Annotated in this window: 13 protein-coding genes and 6 pseudogenes; 14 read left to right on the forward strand and 5 right to left on the reverse strand. The window is 70.2% G+C overall.

Annotated features, from left to right (window positions below):
- The first annotated feature begins 178 nt into the window (after nucleotides 1–178).
- The 8 genes from solA (at nucleotide 179) to AQJ58_RS20615 (ending at nucleotide 8,984) form a co-directional block, all read left to right on the forward strand.
- Complete coding sequence (solA, locus tag AQJ58_RS20580) at nucleotides 179–1,315, forward strand: N-methyl-L-tryptophan oxidase (protein ID WP_067252151.1); 1,137 nt, start codon at nucleotides 179–181, stop codon at nucleotides 1,313–1,315.
- 109 nt (nucleotides 1,316–1,424) lie between these two features.
- Entirely contained in the window at nucleotides 1,425–2,105 is a 681-nt protein-coding gene (locus AQJ58_RS20585; protein WP_067252153.1) for a haloacid dehalogenase type II, read from the forward strand.
- 144 nt (nucleotides 2,106–2,249) lie between these two features.
- On the forward strand, nucleotides 2,250–3,269 hold the full coding sequence (locus AQJ58_RS20590) for an ABC transporter substrate-binding protein (protein WP_079079079.1): 1,020 nt from the start codon (nucleotides 2,250–2,252) through the stop codon (nucleotides 3,267–3,269).
- Nucleotides 3,270–3,276: 7 nt separating this feature from the next.
- On the forward strand, nucleotides 3,277–4,236 hold the full coding sequence (locus AQJ58_RS20595; protein WP_067252155.1) for an amino acid ABC transporter permease: 960 nt from the start codon (nucleotides 3,277–3,279) through the stop codon (nucleotides 4,234–4,236).
- Nucleotides 4,233–5,000 carry an amino acid ABC transporter ATP-binding protein gene (locus tag AQJ58_RS20600; protein WP_067252156.1) on the forward strand — a complete coding sequence of 256 codons (768 nt, stop codon included), beginning with the start codon at nucleotides 4,233–4,235 and terminating at the stop codon, nucleotides 4,998–5,000. The genes AQJ58_RS20595 and AQJ58_RS20600 overlap by 4 nt, the downstream gene beginning before the upstream one ends.
- A 223-nt stretch (nucleotides 5,001–5,223) precedes the next feature.
- A complete protein-coding gene (locus AQJ58_RS20605; protein WP_067252157.1) occupies nucleotides 5,224–6,504 on the forward strand; it encodes an NAD(P)/FAD-dependent oxidoreductase in 1,281 nt (426 codons plus the stop codon).
- A gap of 43 nt (nucleotides 6,505–6,547) precedes the next feature.
- Nucleotides 6,548–7,999 (forward strand): NAD-dependent succinate-semialdehyde dehydrogenase, encoded by a 1,452-nt coding sequence (locus AQJ58_RS20610; protein ID WP_067252160.1) that lies wholly within the window; start codon nucleotides 6,548–6,550, stop codon nucleotides 7,997–7,999.
- 1 nt (nucleotide 8,000) lies between these two features.
- Nucleotides 8,001–8,984, forward strand: coding sequence for a D-2-hydroxyacid dehydrogenase (locus AQJ58_RS20615; protein ID WP_067252162.1), 984 nt, complete (start codon nucleotides 8,001–8,003; stop codon nucleotides 8,982–8,984).
- 74 nt (nucleotides 8,985–9,058) lie between these two features.
- Here AQJ58_RS20615 and AQJ58_RS44520 read toward each other — a convergent pair whose 3' ends face one another.
- Nucleotides 9,059–9,532: a cupin domain-containing protein gene (locus AQJ58_RS44520; RefSeq protein WP_234360146.1), complete on the reverse strand. Its 474-nt coding sequence runs from the start codon at nucleotides 9,530–9,532 to the stop codon at nucleotides 9,059–9,061.
- Here AQJ58_RS44520 and AQJ58_RS20625 point away from each other — a divergent pair.
- Nucleotides 9,510–9,967: pseudogene (locus tag AQJ58_RS20625) on the forward strand (transposase); the annotation flags it as partial. The gene AQJ58_RS44520 and the pseudogene AQJ58_RS20625 overlap by 23 nt on opposite strands.
- On the opposite strand, the pseudogene AQJ58_RS45390 reads toward AQJ58_RS20625, so the two are convergent.
- Both AQJ58_RS45390 and AQJ58_RS45650 read right to left on the reverse strand, forming a co-directional pair.
- A pseudogene (locus tag AQJ58_RS45390) lies at nucleotides 9,892–10,290 on the reverse strand (transposase); the annotation flags it as partial. The pseudogenes AQJ58_RS20625 and AQJ58_RS45390 sit on opposite strands and share 76 nt — an antisense overlap.
- A gap of 133 nt (nucleotides 10,291–10,423) precedes the next feature.
- Nucleotides 10,424–11,002 (reverse strand): annotated as a pseudogene (locus tag AQJ58_RS45650) (fumarylacetoacetate hydrolase family protein); the annotation flags it as partial.
- Here AQJ58_RS45650 and AQJ58_RS20635 point away from each other — a divergent pair.
- Nucleotides 10,956–11,685 (forward strand): annotated as a pseudogene (locus AQJ58_RS20635) (molybdopterin-dependent oxidoreductase); the annotation flags it as partial. The pseudogenes AQJ58_RS45650 and AQJ58_RS20635 sit on opposite strands and share 47 nt — an antisense overlap.
- Before the next feature lie 16 nt (nucleotides 11,686–11,701).
- Nucleotides 11,702–11,974, forward strand: a pseudogene (locus AQJ58_RS41040) (nuclear transport factor 2 family protein); the annotation flags it as partial.
- Between the two features lie 274 nt (nucleotides 11,975–12,248).
- On the opposite strand, the gene AQJ58_RS20640 reads toward AQJ58_RS41040, so the two are convergent.
- Nucleotides 12,249–13,232, reverse strand: a complete 984-nt coding sequence (locus AQJ58_RS20640; protein ID WP_067252165.1) for an Acg family FMN-binding oxidoreductase — start codon at nucleotides 13,230–13,232, stop codon at nucleotides 12,249–12,251.
- Between the two features lie 145 nt (nucleotides 13,233–13,377).
- A pseudogene (locus tag AQJ58_RS44530) lies at nucleotides 13,378–13,610 on the reverse strand (DNA-binding response regulator); the annotation flags it as partial.
- Between the two features lie 187 nt (nucleotides 13,611–13,797).
- Here AQJ58_RS44530 and pflB point away from each other — a divergent pair.
- The 3 genes from pflB to AQJ58_RS20660 all read left to right on the forward strand — a co-directional run bounded on the left by pflB (nucleotide 13,798) and on the right by AQJ58_RS20660 (nucleotide 17,575).
- Complete coding sequence (gene pflB, locus AQJ58_RS20650) at nucleotides 13,798–16,056, forward strand: formate C-acetyltransferase (protein ID WP_067252169.1); 2,259 nt, start codon at nucleotides 13,798–13,800, stop codon at nucleotides 16,054–16,056.
- Nucleotides 16,057–16,061: 5 nt separating this feature from the next.
- Nucleotides 16,062–16,790 carry a pyruvate formate-lyase-activating protein gene (pflA, locus tag AQJ58_RS20655; protein WP_067252608.1) on the forward strand — a complete coding sequence of 243 codons (729 nt, stop codon included), beginning with the start codon at nucleotides 16,062–16,064 and terminating at the stop codon, nucleotides 16,788–16,790.
- Between the two features lie 155 nt (nucleotides 16,791–16,945).
- A complete protein-coding gene (locus AQJ58_RS20660; protein ID WP_067252171.1) occupies nucleotides 16,946–17,575 on the forward strand; it encodes a hypothetical protein in 630 nt (209 codons plus the stop codon).
- Nucleotides 17,576–17,578: the final 3 nt, after the last annotated feature.

Here is a 17,578-nt window from a genome sequence, read left to right on the forward strand (position 1 = left end):
GACAGACCGTCTCGAGAAGGCTCCAAGCCGGAACAGAGTGTGGGTTGACCTGCAGGTTCCGCCGGGCGGAAAGTGAACGCCATCCCCGGCAGGATCCGAGCTACGAAGGTCCGCACGGTATCCGCAGCGTGCTGGGGCCCACTGCCACCCAGACCACACCATCGAGAGGAGCGACCTCATGCGCATCCCGAAGCGCGTCGCCGTGATCGGTGCCGGCAGCATGGGCAGCCAGGCCATGTGGCGACTGGCCGCCCGCGGAGCCGAGGTCATCGGCTACGACCGGTACGCACCGGGTCACGACCGCGGCGCGGCCGGGGGCGAGAGCCGCATCTACCGGGCCGTCCACCTCGGGGAGCCCGCGTACATTCCTCTGCTGCGGCTGGCGGACCGGATGTGGGAGCAGCTGCAGGCGGAGACGGGCCGGTCGCTGCGACGCCGCAGCGGCAGCCTGGTGATGGGGGAAGCCTCCTCACCGTCCATGAGCCTCCTCCTCTCCACCAGCACCGCCCAGGGACTGGATCACGAGGTCCTGGAGAGAGAGGAACTTGCCCGCCGCTACCCGCAACACCGGCTCCCGGACGGACACATCGCCGTCCTGGACCGGTTGGGCGCCGTCATCAGGCCGGAGGCGTCCATCCAGGCCGCCGCTACGCGTGCCGAGCACCTGGGCGCCCGGCTCCACCGCTACACCACGGTGCGCGAGGTCGTCCCCGCGGCGGGCGGCGGGGTGCGGGTCGTCACCGACCAGGGCACCGACCACGTGGACACCGCCGTGGTGACCGTGGGCCCCTGGATCAACACACTGCTCCCGGACCTTCCCCAAGCCGTCGACGTACGGCGGGTGGTCTGCTCCTGGCACCTGCCCACCCGCCACGACTGGTTCGCGGGCGGTGCTCCCTCGTTCGTGCGCGCCGTACCGCACGACTGCTTCGGAATCCCGTCACCCGACGGCATCTCCGTCAAGCTCGGTCTCTCCTTCAAGTACCACACGCCGGTGCCCGAGCCCGAACGGCTCGACCGCACCGTCCGCCCCGAGGAACTCGGCACCTTCCGCGAGCTCATCGATGAACTCATGCCCGACCTGAACCCCGACCCCATCAGGATGTCGGCCTACATGGAGGGCTACACCCGGTCCGGGAACCCGCTCGTCGGTCACCTCCCTGGCGAGGACGACATCATCGTCATGGCCGGGTTCTCCGGCAGCGGCTTCAAGATCTCGCCCGCGATGGGAGAGATCGCCGCCGACCTGGCGCTCGACGGCACCACCCGGCACCCCGCCGCCTTCCTCGCTCCGGCGGGTGTCGGCGCCGCCTGATCACCGGCGATCGTCCACGGCGTCGCCCCGCACTCCATTGCCTGTCGCGAGCATGACAAAAATGCCGCATCTGATCGGTCACCCACGCACAAGAGACTGGAGTACCTCCATGCCCATCCCCTCGTTCCAGTTCCGCCCGAAGTACGTCTCGTTCGACTGCTACGGCACGTTGATCGAGTGGCCGATGACCCCCATCACCCGTGAACTCGTCGGTGACCAGATCCCGGCCGAGCACTGGGACCAGTTCGTCAAGGAGTTCCGCGGCTACCGCTACGACTCGATCCTCGACGCGTTCCGCCCCTACGAGCAGACGCTGCAGGACGCCTTCGAGCGGGTCTGCCGCAAGTGGGGCGTGAAGGCCGCTCCGGACGGCGGCAAGCGGTTGGCCGACGGCGTGCGCAGCTGGGGCCCGCACGCGGACGTGCCGGAACCGCTGAAGAAGATGGGCGAGCACTACAAGCTGGTCATCCTCTCCAACGCCGAGGACTCCTTCCTCGCGGAGAGCGTGCCCCGGCTCGGCGCGGACTTCCACGCGGTCTTCACCGCGGAGCAGGCCGGCTACTACAAGCCCCGCTACGCGGCGTTCGAGTACATGCTCGACCAGCTCGACGCGTCCCCCGACGACTTCGTGCACGTCTCCTCGCACACCCGCTACGACCTGCTGCCGATGCACGACATGGGTTTCCGCAACCTCGTCCTCCTGGACCGCGGATACGACCCGGTCACCCACGGCTACGACTACGTGACCGTCAAGTCCCTCGACGAGCTCAACCGGATGCTGGGCATCTGACGCGCCACGACGACGTCCCACCCCCGGACCGACCCACACATCGTCCCCCCGCATCACGGGCTCCCCGTATCCCCCGCATCACGGCCCCCGTGTCCCTCGCATCACAGGCTCCCCGTATCCCCGCGTTCCCCAGGAGGCACCGCCATGGAAATCAACCGCACAGGCCGCAGAACCGTACGCCGCACCGCAGGCGCCGTCGCGGCCGCCATGCAGGTCAACAGGCAGTTGAGCATCCCGATCGTCACGACCGCCCTGGCCCTCGCACTCGCCGCGTGCGGGGCCGGCGCCACCGGGCAGAACGTGGGGGCGAAGAGCACGGCACAGGGCGGAGGATCCGGCCCCTCTGCCGAGCACACCGACGACATCTCGATGGGTGTGAAGCCCGACCCGAACGCGGTGAAGCTGCTACCCGCGGCGGTGAAGGCCAAGGGCACGCTGTCGGTGGCCATGGACCTGGCGTACCCGCCCACCACGTTCATGGCATCGGACAACAAGACCCCGGTCGGGTTCAACCCGGACATGGCCCGGCTGATCGCCGCCGAGCTCGGGCTGAAGCTCCAGATCAACAACGTCAAGTTCGACACCATCATCACCGGACTGCAGGCCAACCGGTACGACTTCACCGCCTCCACCATGGGCGCCACGAAGGAACGGCTGCAGGCGCTCGACATGGTCGACTACTTCAACGCCGGGACCGGGGTGTCCGTGCCCTACGGCAACCCGCAGAAACTGGGCACCCACACGCTGTGTGGCCACCGGGTCGGTGTCACGTCCGGCAGCACCCAGGAGCTGCAGTGGCTGCCCCAGCTGTCGAAGGAGGACTGTACGAGCAAGGGCAAGCCGGCCATCAAGGCCGTGACCCTGCCCAGCGTGAACGACGCTCTCACCCAGCTGGTCTCCAAGCGGATCGACGCCGTGATGTACGACTTCGTTGCGCTCGAGTGGGCGGCCACGCAGCAGCCCGAGACGTTCGACGTCCTCAAGCCCCTGGTGACCACCAAGCCCGTGACCGTCGCCCTGAAGAAGGACTCGCCGCTGACCCCCGCGGTGCAGGCCGCCCTCCAAGCGATCATCGACAGCCCCAAGTACGCCCAGGCACTGGGCCGCTGGGGGCTCCAGGACCTCGGCATCAAGACCGCGGCCGCGGCCGTCCCGCAGGACTGAGACGCCGATGGACGTGATCGAGACGACGACCAGGAGCGGACCGGTGCCTCAACTACGGGCCGAAGAGAAGAAGAGGATCACGCCGAAACGTCCGCGCGACTATGTCGCCTGGGCCGTCGCCATCGCGATCGTCGGCGGCCTGGTGTGGACCGCGGTGACGAACGAGCACTACCGCTGGCCCGTGGTGTTCAGCTACTTCACCACGCAGACCATCCTCGACGGCCTGCTGGTCACGCTGCTGCTGACCGCGGCGAGCATGGGTCTGGGCACGCTGCTGGGACTGGTGCTGGCGGTGATGCGCATGTCGCACCAGCGGCCCGTGTCCGGGCTGGCCCAGCTCTACATCACCTTCTTCCGCGGCACCCCGGTGCTCGTGCAGCTGGTCTTCTGGTTCAACATCGCGGCGCTGTACCCGAATCTCTCGATCGGCGTCCCGTTCACCGACATCTCCACGCCGGTGAACGTGAACGCGATCATGACGCCGATGACCGCGGCCATCGTGGGGCTGACGCTCAACCAGGCCGCCTACATGTCCGAGATCATCCGCGGCGGGTTCGCCTCGGTCAGCCGCGGACAGCATGAGGCCGCAGAGTCACTGGGCATGTCGGGTTTCACCAAGCTCCGCCACGTGATCATCCCGCAGACGATGCCGGCGATCATCCCCGCCACCGGCAACCAGGTGATCGGCATGCTCAAGGAGACGTCGCTGGTGAGCGTGCTCGGCGTCGCCGACCTGCTGCAGAGCGCCCAGGCGATCTACGCCCGCACCTACCAGACGATCCCGCTGCTGATCGTGGCCAGCCTCTGGTACCTGATCATGACGCTGGCGCTGAGCGTGCCCCAGTCCATGATCGAACGCCGCTTCTCCCGCTCCACCCGGGCACGGCTGACCCCGGCCGCCACCTCGGCCGAGCCCGGGACCGGGGCCGGCCAACTCGTTCCCCCTACGAGGGAGTCGCTACTGTGAACCCGGACGGAACAATCGTCGCACGCAAGCTGTGCAAGAGCTTCGGACGTCACCAGGTCCTGCGGGACATCGACCTGACCGTCGCGGCCGGGGAGATCTCCTGCATCATCGGACCGAGCGGCTCGGGCAAATCAACCCTGCTGCGGTGCATCAACGGCCTGGAGACCGTCGACCGCGGAGTCCTCAAGGTCAACGGAGAGGACTTCGGCTACGTCGAGAAGGACGACGCCTACCACGCCGTGCGCCCCAAGCGGCTGGCCGAACAGCGCGCCCGTATTGGCATGGTCTTCCAGCAGTTCAACCTCTTCCCCAACATGACCGCCGAGAGCAACGTCATGTCCGGACCGGTGCTGGTGCAGAAGAAGGACCGCGCCACCTGCCGGGAGCAGGCCCAGGAACTGCTGGCCACGGTCGGCCTTGCGGGGTGCGGCCACAAGTACCCCGCCCAGCTCTCCGGCGGCCAGCAGCAGCGCGTGGCCATCGCCCGCGCACTCGCGATGGAACCCACCATCATGCTGTTCGACGAACCCACCAGCGCACTGGACCCCGAACGCGTGGGCGAAGTACTCGCCGTCATGCGCGACCTCGCCGGCAACGGAATGACCATGCTCCTCGTCACCCACGAGATGGCCTTCGCCCGCGAGGTCGCCGACGAAGTCCTCTTCATGGACGAAGGCATCGCCGTCGAACGCGGCGACGCACGCGAAGTGCTGGCCAACCCACGCGAGAAGCGCACGCAGGCCTTCCTCGAAAGAGTGCTGTAGAAGCGGCTGGACACGCGGAAGCGGCCGTGCCGACAAGCGTGGAGAAGGCGCCGGCCGACCGCGGGTGACGCAACGCCCTCCCGCCCGTCCGCGTCCTCAACACCCCCAATACGACGTCGAACTCGCCCTCGCCGGCGTCAGCGCCCCCGCCATCTCTCAGTCCGCGAACTCCGGGCGGTGCCCGGTCACCCCCCACTTCGAAACTCCCCGCTAAGGACCCGACATGAAGACGATTCCCTACTGGATAGAAACCGCCGGGGCGTTTCCCGACCGATCAGGCAAGCCGCTGACCGAGGACACCGACCTGGTGGTCGTCGGCGCCGGCCTGACGGGTCTGTCCACCGCCCTCCACTCCGCCCGCAAAGGCGCCCGCGTCACCCTCGTCGAGAAGGGCCAGATCGGCTCCGGTGCCTCCGCGCGCAACGGCGGCATGGCCAACCTGGGCTTCACGATCGGCGTGGGCCAGGCCATCCGCCGGTACGGACTGGAGCGGGCCCGCGAGATCTACAACTCCTACGGCGAGGCCGTGGACACCGTCGAGCGGATCGTGAAAGAGGAGTCCATCGACTGCCAGTTCCGCCGCGTCGGACGCCTGGGCGTCGCGTCCCGCCCCGCGCACTTCGAGAGCAAGAAGGCCCAACAGCGCGACCTGGCCAAGCACTTCGGACACGAGACCACTCTGGTCGGCAAGTCCGAGCTGCGTTCCGAGATCGGATCCGACGCCTACCACGGCGGCCTGCTCGACCCGTTCAGCGCCGCACTGCACGTCGGCCGCTTCGTGCGCGGCATGGCCGAGGCGTGCGAGCGCGCCGGTGTCGAGATCCACGAGCGCAACGCGGCCATCGGCGTGCGCCGTACCGCCGCGGGCCGGTTCGAGGTCAGCACCGAGCGCGGTGTGATCCGCGCCGGGCAGGTCATGATGGCCACCGACGCCTACACCGACAAGAACTTCCCGTGGCTGCGCCGCCGGCAGGTCTGCCTGGGCAGCTTCATCATCGTGACCGAGCCGCTCGGCGAGGACCTCGCCCGGGACATCATCCCGAAGGCCCGCCTCATCGTCGACTCCAACCAGGTCTGCCACTACTTCCGGCTCACCCCGGACAACCGGCTGCTGTTCGGCGGCCGCGCCCGCTTCGCACCCTCCGACCCCGCCTCGGACAAGAAGAGCGGGGCCGTCCTGTTCCGTGAGATGTGCGAGATCTTCCCCCAACTCGCCCGCACGAAGGTCGAGTACGTGTGGGGCGGCTCCGTCGGTTTCGCGATGGACCGCATCGTGCACGCCGGGCAGACCGAGGACGGCGTCCACTACTCCATGGGATACGCGGGCCACGGCGTGCAGATGGCCACGCACATGGGGCAGGTCATGGCCGAGGTGCTGGACGGCCACCCCGAGGCCAGCCCGGTCCGCGACCTGGCCCCGCCCCGCATCCCCCTCTACAACGGCACTGCCTGGTTCCTGCCCTTCGCGGGCGCCTACTACAAGACGCTGGACCGCATCCGCTGACCGGTCGGCAGCCCCTCACCACACATCCAAGGAGATACCCACGATGACTGTCGTCCGTGATGTTCCCAAGCAGCTGTTCATCGGCGGTGGCTGGCAGGACGCCGAGTCCGGCCGGACCCTGTCCGTCGCCAACCCGGCCACCGGCGAGGAGCTGTGCCAGGTCGCCGACGCCTCTCCCGCGGACGGCCGGCGTGCCGTCGAGGCGGCGGTCGCCGCGCAGGCCGCCTGGGCCGCCACTCCGCCCCGGGTGCGCAGCGAGATCCTGCGCCGCGCCTACGACATCATCATCGCGCGCACCGAGGACCTCGCGCTGCTGATGACCCTGGAGATGGGCAAGCCCCTGGCCGAGGCGCGTGCCGAAGTCGCCTACGGCGCGGAGTTTTTCCGCTGGTTCTCCGAGGAGGCCGTCCGTATCGACGGCGGGCTGACCACCGCCCCCGACGGCAGGAACCGCCTGCTGGTCACCCGCCAGCCCGTGGGCCCCTGCCTGCTCATCACCCCCTGGAACTTTCCGCTGGCCATGGGCACCCGCAAGATCGGCCCCGCCATCGCCGCCGGCTGCACCATCGTCCTCAAACCCGCCCCCCAGACCCCCCTGACCAGCCTCGCCCTCGCCGCGATCCTGAAGGAAGCCGGTCTGCCCGACGGCGTCCTCAACGTCGTCGTCACCACCGACGCCGCCGGCGTCGTCGAACCCCTCCTGCGCGGCGGGAAGATCCGCAAACTCTCCTTCACCGGCTCAACCCAGGTCGGCCGGATCCTGCTGGCCCAGTGCGCCGACACCGTCATCCGCACCTCGATGGAACTGGGCGGCAACGCCCCCCTCATCGTCTTCGACGACGCCGACCTCGACGTCGCCGTCGAAGGCACGATGGTGGCCAAGATGCGCAACATGGGCGAATCCTGCTGCGCAGCCAACCGCATCTACGTCCACACCTTTGTCGCCGAGGAGTTCGCCACCCGCCTCGCCGCCCGCATGGCCGCCCTGAAGGTCGGCGACGGCACCGAACCCGGCACCGACGTCGGCCCCCTCATCGACAACGCCGGCCGCAGCAAGGCCCACGACCTGGTGCGGGACGCCGTCAAGCGCGGCGCCACCGTCCTGACCGGCGGTGAACTCCCCGAGGGACCGGGCTGCTTCTACCCGCCCACCGTCCTCACTGGCATCGCCCCCGACTCGGCGATCATCGACACCGAGATCTTCGGCCCGGTCGCCGCGATCCGTACCTTCGAGACCGAGGACGAGGCCGTCACCGCCGCCAACGACACCGAATTCGGCCTGGCCGCCTACCTGTTCACCCAGAACCTCGACCGCGCCCTGCGCGTCAGCGAACGTCTCGAAAGCGGCATGATCGGCCTGAACACCGGACTGGTCTCCAACCCGGCCGCGCCCTTCGGCGGGGTCAAGCAGTCCGGCCTGGGCCGCGAAGGCGGACGCGTCGGCATCGACGAGTTCCTGGAGTACAAGTACATAGCCGTACCCGTCGGAGCCTGACATGCCCGAGCGACTCGTCGTCCTCTACCGCGGCAACCGGCCCCCAGCCACCGCACTCATCGAACGCCTCGCGGACACCGTCTACGCCACCGAGGAGGAACTGCCCTACCTCCTCCCCGGTGCCGACGCCCTCCTGGCCTGGGTCACCATCACCTCGGCCATCCGCGAGGCCTGGCCCGACAACCCGGACAAGGCGCCCCGCTGGGTCCACGCGGCCTCAGCGGGCGTGGACTCCTTCCTGTTCCCCGCCCTGGTGGACGATCCGGGCGTCGTCCTGACCAACGCCCGCGGGGTCTACGACCAGCCGACCGCCGAGTACGTCCTCGGCCTGATCCTCGCCCTCGCCAAGGACTTCCCCGGCACCTGGGAGCACCAGCGGCGCCGCGAGTGGCGTCCGCGCCCCAGCGACAGCATCACCGGACGCACCGTGCTGGTCTGGGGGACGGGCCCGATCGGCCGGGCCATCGCCCGGCTGCTGCGCGCCGTCGGGATGCGGGTGTCCGGCGCGGGCCGCAAGGCCCGCACGGACGACCCCGACTTCGGCACGGTCCACGGTGCGTCGACCCTGCGCTCCGCCCTGACGGAAGCGGACTACGTCGTCCTGGCCGCGCCCCTCACCCAGGGCACCCGGGGAATGGTCGACGCCCCCGTGCTCGCCGCCATGAAGCCGGGGGCACGGCTGATCAACGTGGGCCGGGGCGGACTCGTCGACGAGGAGGCGCTCGTCGACCACCTCGCCGCCGGACGGCTCGGCGGCGCAGCCCTGGACGTGTTCGCCCAGGAACCGCTGCCTGCCGCATCACCCCTGTGGAACATGCCCGGTGTGATGATCTCCCCCCATACGGCGGGCGAGACCACCAGCGAGCGGGAGGCGCTCGTCGAGGTGTTCCTCGACAACCTCACCCGGCACCTCGAGGGCCGACCGCTGCGCAACGTGGTGGACAAGCGGCGCGGATACGTGGTCGACGGCACGCACCCCGCCTGAAGGCCAGCAGCACGGATGGGACCGGGCGGTAGCCGCCCGGTCCCATCGCCTCGTACCGCATCGCCGAGCTGGGTCTATGAAACGGTCAGGCAGATCTTGCGCACGGTTTCGACGGTTTTCCAGACACCGACGTAGCCCGGCTTCACGACAAAGCTGTCGCCTGCCCTGTAGACCACCGGCTCGCCGCCTTCCGGCGTGAGTTCGATGACGCCGGAAAGGATGTGGCAGAACTCGAAGAACTCGCCCTTGATCGAGTGCGTCTCGCCGGGGGTGGCTTCCCAGACACCCGTTTTGACCGTTTCCCCGCGGGCGGCGTCCTGGGCCCACGTCTTGTAAGTCGGGTCACCGGAAATCAGGCGTTCCGGCTGCGGGCGGAAGGAGGGTCTGACGGCTGCCCGCGACGCTCTCGGCGCACGATGGACCGACACGCCCGGGGTGGGCGCTACGCGGAAGTGCTGCATAGTCGGCCCACAGGCGTTGAGGCGGTGCTGCCCGGCCTGCGCCGGCGGCGTGAAACGTGTGACATCACAGGTCAGCGCGATGGCCAAGCACCTGGACGAGCAGGTCGCCGCGTTTCGTAACCGCCCCCTGGACGCCGGCCCCTACGCCTTCGTCTGGGTCGACGCACTCACGCAGAAGGTCCACGAGGGCGGCCGCATCACCAACGTCCACGCCCTGATCGCGGTCGGCGTCAATGCCGACGGGCACCGCGAGATCCTCGGCCTGGACGTTGCCACCGCCGAGGACGGCGCCGGCTGGCTCGCGTTTCTGCGCTCGCTCATCGCCGCTCGCTCATAGCCCGCGGCCTGTCCGGCGTCCAACTCGTCATCTCCGACGCCCACGTGGGCCTGGTACACGCGATCGGCGCCACCCTGTCCGGCGCGAGCTGGCAGCGATGCCGCACCCCCTACGCCCGCGCGCTGCTGAGCCGGGTGCCCAAGTCCGCCCAGCCATGGGTGGCCACCTTGCTGAGGACCGTCTTCAGACCCGGTTGTCGGTTCTTCGAGCCGAGCGGGCGGCCGGGGCCGGGCCTGGTGGCTTTCGGTGCACCGGCTGGCGTGCCCGTCTTCGCCCACAGGTTCCTGAACCCCCGCCTCACTCGGGCCGGGGTGAGCCTGCTCGGTTCCGCCGGCCGCTCACACGGCCGACGGAGGTCCCTTGCGAGCGGGCGAGTGAGGGGGAGCTGAGCATGTGCGGCCAGGACGAGCCAGGTCCAGCGGTCGGCCGCTTCCGAATCCCGCAGACGGGGCCTGGTCGAACCGAGCGTCTGCTTGAGCAGCCGAAACGTGGGCCCGATGGCAGATCGAACGGGGACAACTCAAGAAGCTCATCCTCGCGCCGGCCCTGGACTCGGGCCGGTGGGCGGACGAGCAGGCCGAGGACCAAGGCGCGCCGCGACCAGATCGTCGAGGTGCTCGGCACGCACCCCGGCGCCCGGCGCCCACGCCGCCCGGGGTACGGGTGAGGATCAGGTCGCCGGGCAGCAGCGTGATGACGGTGCTGATGTAGGCGATGGTGTCGGTCACGTCGAAGAGCAGGTCGGCGGTGTTGGACTTCTGCATGGTGTGGCCGTCGACGCTGCAGGAGATGTCCAGTCCCGAGGCGCCGGGCGGGAGTTCGTCGGGGGTGACCAGGACGGGTCCGACCGGGGTGGTGGCCTCGAAGGTCTTGCCTGAGAGGAACTCCCGGGTGCGGTGCTGCCAGTCCCGCACGGTGACGTCGTTGGCAACCGTGTATCCGGCCACGTGGGGGGTCGGGCGGCCCATCTCCCGGATGTGGGTGCCGTAGTTGAGGCCCAGGCAGACGATCTTGTTGGGGTGGGGGACGAGCGGGGCCGGTGAGGCCCCGGCCGGCTGCAGGCGCTCGCCGTCCGCGGCGGCCGCCCGTTCCTGCCAGTCGTCGCCGGTGGCGAGCAGCGCGCCGACGTCGGAGTGGGGCAGCAGGACGAGTTCGTCGCCTTCCTGCCGGGCGGCAGCGGTGTGGCGGCCGTCGGCGACGCGAACGGTGCTCAGTCTCATCGGGGTGTCCCCGTACGCCGTGGACGTGCAGCCCCGTGGCCTCGACGCCGAGTACGTCAGCGGCGGCGAGAGTCTGGGCCGGGTTCGCCGCCCGCTGCCGCTGGCCAAGGCGCTGGACGACGTGCTGCTCGCGTACGAGATGAACGGCGAGCCGCTTCCGTACGACCACGGCCACCCGGTGCGGGTGCTCGTGCCCTCGTGGGAGGGGATCGCCTCGATCAAATGGGTCGGCGACATCGAGGTGTCGGCGCAGCCGCTGTACTCGCCGTGGAACACCCACCTTCTACCGGCTGTTCGGCCCCGCCCACCCGCAGGAGGGCAGTACGCCGCTCACCCGGCAGACGATCAAGAGCGCCTTCGAGCTCGCGAGCGGCGCGACGTTCCCGGCAGGGGAGAGCCAGGTGCTGCACGCCCGATCCTGGTCGGGTGCGGGCGCCGTCGTACGGGTCGACGTCAGCACCGACGGCGGTACGACATGGCGGCGGGCCCGACTGCACGAGCGGCCGCGTTCCGCCACCTGGACGCGCTGGTCCGTCCCCTGGACACCTGGTACGCCCGGCCCGACCCATTTGCCGGCCCGCGCCACGGACACGGCGGGCCGCACCCAGCCGGACACCGCCGTGTTCCACACGCAGGGCCATCTGTTCGACGCGGTGGTACGCCACCCGGTGACCGTGGTCTGACGTCGGCTACGACGTGATGCCCGGGCCCACCCAGCGCTTCCACGGGCGCGACGACTTCGCCGCCCTCATGTCCGCGGGCCGGTCCGGCCGGCACGAGCCCACGGTCGCGCACGTCGTGGGCCAGCCCCTGATCGAGTGGACCGACGGGCGGCCCCACCGGGAGGCCTACGCCACGGTGTGGCACGGGATGGCCACCCGCACGGCGGACGGGCGGCACCGGCCCGCGGACTGGACCGTGGTGGGGCTGGTCGAGGACGATCTCGAACACGAGGACGGCCGCTGGCTGATCAGCCGCCGCCACGTGGAGCCCGTCGCGGGACTCGTCGCGGCCGGCAGGGGGCCGGTGCAGCCCCCGTCAGTCGATCCCGGACCGTTCCCCGCCCGCCACGATCCACCGTCGGAAGCACAGGAACACGACCGGCAACGGCAGGATCGACACGGCCGCCGCCTTCACGGCCTGGGTGGACCGGGGGAGACCCGGATCGGCCGCTGTCCGGGGGCAGACGACCGGTACGTTGCCGGGGTGGTGTCCGTGGCCCGGTCCGGCTGGACGAGCCGCCGGATCAGGAGTCGGCCCCTGCCTCGAGCGTCCCACGGACGTCGCGCCGAGGGGACGCAGGCCCCTCGGGGCCGTACCCGAGGCGGATCACCATCTGCGCTCGGGCGCTACCGGCATTCGTCGACGGTTCGAGCTGTCGGCGCAGGTCGGGCCATTCCAGTGCCTGGTGCAGAAGTGACGTCCGGACGCCGTGGACGGTGGCGACCAGCAGGACCCGCTGGAGGGCCTCACCCGCCCGCAGCCAGTCCGCCCGGCGATCGTGCGGGGTGGAGAGTACGGCGATCGAGGGCCGTTTCTCGAAGGTGAGGGCGGGCAACCCGCCGAGTGTCCGGTGAGCGGCGAAGTCCCTCATGGGGACGACTTCCCGGAAGTCCTGTGGGCCGAGCGCTTCGGGCGGCATACCGAGGCCGCTGACGTCCTCCGGCCGCACCCAGCGGCGGCTCTCCGCGGCACGGTCGTGATGGGTCGCGTTCCGGTGCTCCGCGTCGCGGGTGAGCCGGAGGAGGCGGTCGGTGTCCGCGGAGGAGAAGTGGCGCAGTACGGCCCCTTCGGCCTGGGCGGCTTCGGTGAGTCCCGTGACGACCGCCGAGGGCAGTGGCCGCTCGGAGAACGGGAACCGGCTGCTGTGCCGGCGCCAGACGGCGTCGTACAGACCAGGGAGGGTCCCCCGGGCAGGGCCGCCGATTCGTACGGCGGCGAGCAGGTCGGGCCGGTCGGGACAGGGCAGCAGCCGGGTCACCGGCTCCCAGCCGAAGTGCGTGATCGCCACCCTGAGGTTGAACACCGCGCAGCCGGCCGAAAGATGGAGGGCGCGGCCGAGCGGGTCCGTGTGGGGCAGTCCCCGGTCCGTGTTCGCGTAGATCCGCAGCGTGCGTGTCTCCGTGTCGAGCCGGAAGCGCCAGGGCTGGGTGTTGTGGATCGAGGGGGCTGTCACAGCGGCGGAGACCATCGTCTCCAGGGTCTGGACGTCGAGGGCGACGGAGGACATCGGGGCTCATCCCCTCACTCTGCGGAAAGGCGGCGCCGGCATCGGCGGTCGTCCCAGCGTTTCGTGCGGGGTGTCGTCGAGGCAGGGGCCGTCCGGCCCGTCGGGGGTTCCGATGGGCCCGTCTCTCACGTGGTGCGGGTCCGACCGACAGGTAGAGCTTCTTGCCGATCTCCCGGCTGGTGAGCCCCTCGCCGATCAGGTCCAGGATGCCTTCTCCCGTGGCGAGAGGCCCGCGAGTTCGGACGGCACGGCCGGGCTCTCCGCGGGCTCCGGGCGCAGCGAGCGCATCGGACGGGCCGTGGTCGCGGGGGCCGGCATCGACTGGCCCGAGGCCACCGTGCGGACCGCAGAGGAGAGGCCGGAGCCCTTGATCCGCTGAGATCGTGCACGGCCGCTCGGGCACCCGGGTCCGCCCGGACCTCACGGGCGGCTGACGAAGTGGGCCGTACGGCCTTTCGCCCCGGGGCCGTACGGCCCCGGCCGTGGGCGCCGTCCGACACTCCCCGCGACGATCAACGCGGACCAGCATGGGAGTGCCGGACAGACGACGAGGAGAGGAACGGCGATGACCGCAACCGGGACAGTCGGCGACCGGGCCACCGCGACCTGGCGTGGCTTCGCCGGGACCCGCTGGCGCGAGCTGATCGACGTGCGCGACTTCATCCAGGCCAACTACACCCCGTACGAAGGTGACGCGTCCTTCCTCACCGGCGCCACCGACCGCACCCGGACCGTCTGGGAGAAGGTCAGCTCGCTGTTCCCGGAGGAGCGGGAGCGGGGCGTCCTCGACGTGGACGCCGCGACTCCGTCGACGATCACCTCGCACGCCCCCGGCTTCATCGACCGCGACCGCGAACTGATCGTCGGCCTGCAGACCGACGCCCCCTTGAGGCGCGCGATCATGCCCAACGGCGGTCTCCGTATGGTGGAGAACGGGCTCAAGGCGTACGGCTACGAGCCCGACCCGTTCGTGACGAAGGTCTTCGGCACCTACCGCAAGACCCACAACGACGGAGTCTTCGACGCCTACACACCCGAGATGCGAACCGCACGCAAGGTCGGCATCATCACCGGGCTGCCCGACGCCTACGGCCGCGGCCGGATCATCGGCGACTACCGGCGCGTCGCCCTCTACGGCACCGACCGGCTGATCGAGGCCAAGCGCGCCGAGAAGGCCCTGCTCGACGCCCGGCCGTCCACCGACCACGTCATCCGCGACCGCGAGGAACTCGCGGAACAGATCAAGGCGTTGGGCGAACTGACCCGTATGGCGGCGACCTACGGCTGTGACGTCTCCCGCCCGGCGCTCACCGCGCACGAGGCCGTGCAGTGGCTCTACCTCGGCTACCTCGCCGCTGTGAAGGAGCAGAACGGCGCCGCGATGTCGCTGGGCCGCACCTCGACCTTCCTCGACGTCTACCTCCAGCGCGACCTCGACGAGGGGACCCTCGACGAGATTCGCGCGCAGGAGCTGATCGACGACTTCGTGATCAAGCTGCGGATCGTCCGGTTCCTGCGCACGCCCGAGTACGACGCCCTGTTCTCCGGCGACCCGACCTGGGTGACCGAGTCGATCGGCGGCATCGGCGTCGACGGCCGTCCGCTGGTCACCCGCACCTCCTTCCGTTTCCTGCAGACCCTCTACAACCTCGGCCCCGCCCCCGAGCCCAACCTCACGGTCCTCTGGTCGCCCCGGCTGCCCGCCGGCTTCAAGGAGTTCTGCGCGCAGGTGTCCATCGACACCAGCGCCGTCCAGTACGAGTCGGACGAACTGCTGCGGCCCGGCAACGGTGACGACACCGCCATCGCCTGCTGCGTCTCCGCGATGGCCGTCGGCAAGGAGATGCAGTTCTTCGGGGCCCGGGTGAACCTGGCGAAGGCGCTGCTGTACGCCGTCAACGGCGGCCGGGACGAGATGACCGGTGACCAGGTCACCCCCGTGATGCCCGCGCTGACGGGCGAGTACCTGGAATACGAGGAACTGTCCGCGGCGTACGACCGCGTCCTGGACTGGCTGGCGGAGACGTACGTCAACACGCTCAACGTCATCCACTCCATGCACGACAAGTACGCCTACGAGCGCATCGAGATGGCGCTGCACGACCACCCCGTCCACCGCTTCATGGCCTGCGGCATCGCCGGTCTGTCGGTCGCGGCGGACAGCCTGTCCGCCGTGAAGCACGCCCGGGTGAAGGTCTTCCGGGACGCGACCGGGCTGGCCGTCGACTTCCGCACCGAGGGCGAGTTCCCGGCCTACGGCAACAACGACGACCGCGCCGACGCCATCGCCGTCGGCCTGGTGGAGTCCTTCATGGCCAAGGTCCGCCACCACCCCACGTACCGGGACGCCGAGCACACCCAGTCGGTGCTGACCATCACCTCGAACGTCGTCTACGGCAAGCACACCGGGAACACGCCCGACGGACGCAGGTCCGGGCAGCCCTTTGCGCCGGGCGCCAACCCGATGAACGGCCGTGACCGGCACGGGGTGGCCGCCTCCGCGCTGTCGGTGGCCAAGCTGCCGTACGAGCAGGCCCGCGACGGCATCTCGCTGACCACGACCATCACCCCGGAGGGACTGGGGCACGCCCCCGAGGAGCGCGCCGGCAACCTGGTCGGCATCCTCGACGGCTACACGGCCGCCGGTGGCTTCCACATGAACGTCAACGTCCTGGACCGTGCCACCCTCAAGGACGCGATGGAACACCCGGAGAAGTACCCGGAGCTGACCATCCGGGTCTCCGGATACGCCGTCAACTTCGTCCGGCTGACCCGCGAGCAGCAGCTCGACGTGATCAGCCGCACCTTCCACGGAACACTGTGAAGGCCATGACGACCGGCCGGATCCACTCCTGGGACCTGTCCACCGGCGTGGACGGTCCCGGGACCCGGTTCGTGCTCTTCGTCTCCGGCTGCCCGCTGCGCTGTCTGTACTGCGCCAACCCCGACACCTGGCACATGCGCGACGGCCGGGAGACGACCGTGGACGAGGTGATGGCGGAGATCGAGAAGTACCGCGCCTTCCTCACCACGGCCGGCGGTGGGGTGACGATCACGGGGGGAGAGCCGCTGCTCCAGTCGGCCTTCACCAGTGAGGTGCTGCGGCGCTGCAAGGAGACCGGGTTGCACACCGCCCTGGACACCTCCGGCTTTCTCGGGGCCCGTGCGGGCGACGAGCTCCTCGCCGACACCGACCTGGTCCTGCTGGACATCAAGTCCTTCGACATCGGCGCCTACCGGAAGCTGACCGGCGGCCGGCTCGCACCCACCCTCAGCTTCGCCACCCGCCTGGACCGCCTCGGCGTCCCGACATGGATCCGCTACGTGCTGGTCCCCGGCTGGACCGACGACCCGAGGTCCGTGGATGCCCTGGCCCGGTTCGTCGCCGGTCTGGGCACGGTCCGACGGGTCGACGTGCTGCCCTTCCACAAGCTCGGCGCGCCCAAGTACGCGGCCCTCGGCATCCCCTTCCCGCTGCGCGACACCCCGGTCCCCGACCCGGCCCTGACCGAGAGCGTCCGCGCCCGCTTCCGCGCGCGGGGTGTGCCCGCCTACTGACGGTCGAGCATGCGCGGGACGCTCAACGGCCTTCCGACGCAGGGACGTTCGGCCCCACGACCGCAGACCTTCGGCATCCGGTGCCGCCCGGCGACCGAGGCCAGAGTGAGTGACGTCAGGCAACGCCCCGACCGTCCCCGAAGGGAACCACGACCATGGCCGTGCACGAGCACCCTCACCGGAGCTCCGGCTTCCACCTGCCGTCGCTGCGCACGAACCGGAAAGCGTCCGCATCCGAGTCCGCCGCATCGGCGGACACCGGCACGCACACCGCGCGGGCCTACGCCTTCGCCTCCCTGCGCCTGCTCACCGGGTTCGTCTTCCTGTGGGCGTTCCTCGACAAGACCTTCGGCCTGGGCTATGCCACCCAGTCCGGTAAGGCCTGGACCGACGGTGGCTCGCCGACCAGGGGCTTCCTCGGATCCGTCGCCGTCGGGCCGATGGAGTCGACCTTCCACGCCTGGGCGGGTGACCCGTGGGCGGACTGGCTGTTCATGCTCGGTCTGCTCGGGATCGGCCTCGCCCTGGTCGCGGGGGTCGCGCTGCGGATCGCCGCCGTCACCGGCACCGCCATGATGGCGCTGATGTGGATCGCCGAGTGGCCGCCGGCCAAGCACCTCTCGGACGGCTCACTGAGCATGTCGACGAACCCGTTCGCCGACTACCACGTCGTCTACGCCGTCGCCCTGATCGTCCTCGCCGCTGCCGCCGCGGGCGACACGCTGGGCGCGGGCCGGCTCTGGGCCAGGCTCCCCTTCGTCCGCGACCACAGCTGGCTGCGCTGACCG

This window comes from Streptomyces sp. DSM 15324 (genome assembly GCF_001514285.1).
Taxonomy (GTDB): Bacteria; Actinomycetota; Actinomycetes; order Streptomycetales; family Streptomycetaceae; genus Streptomyces.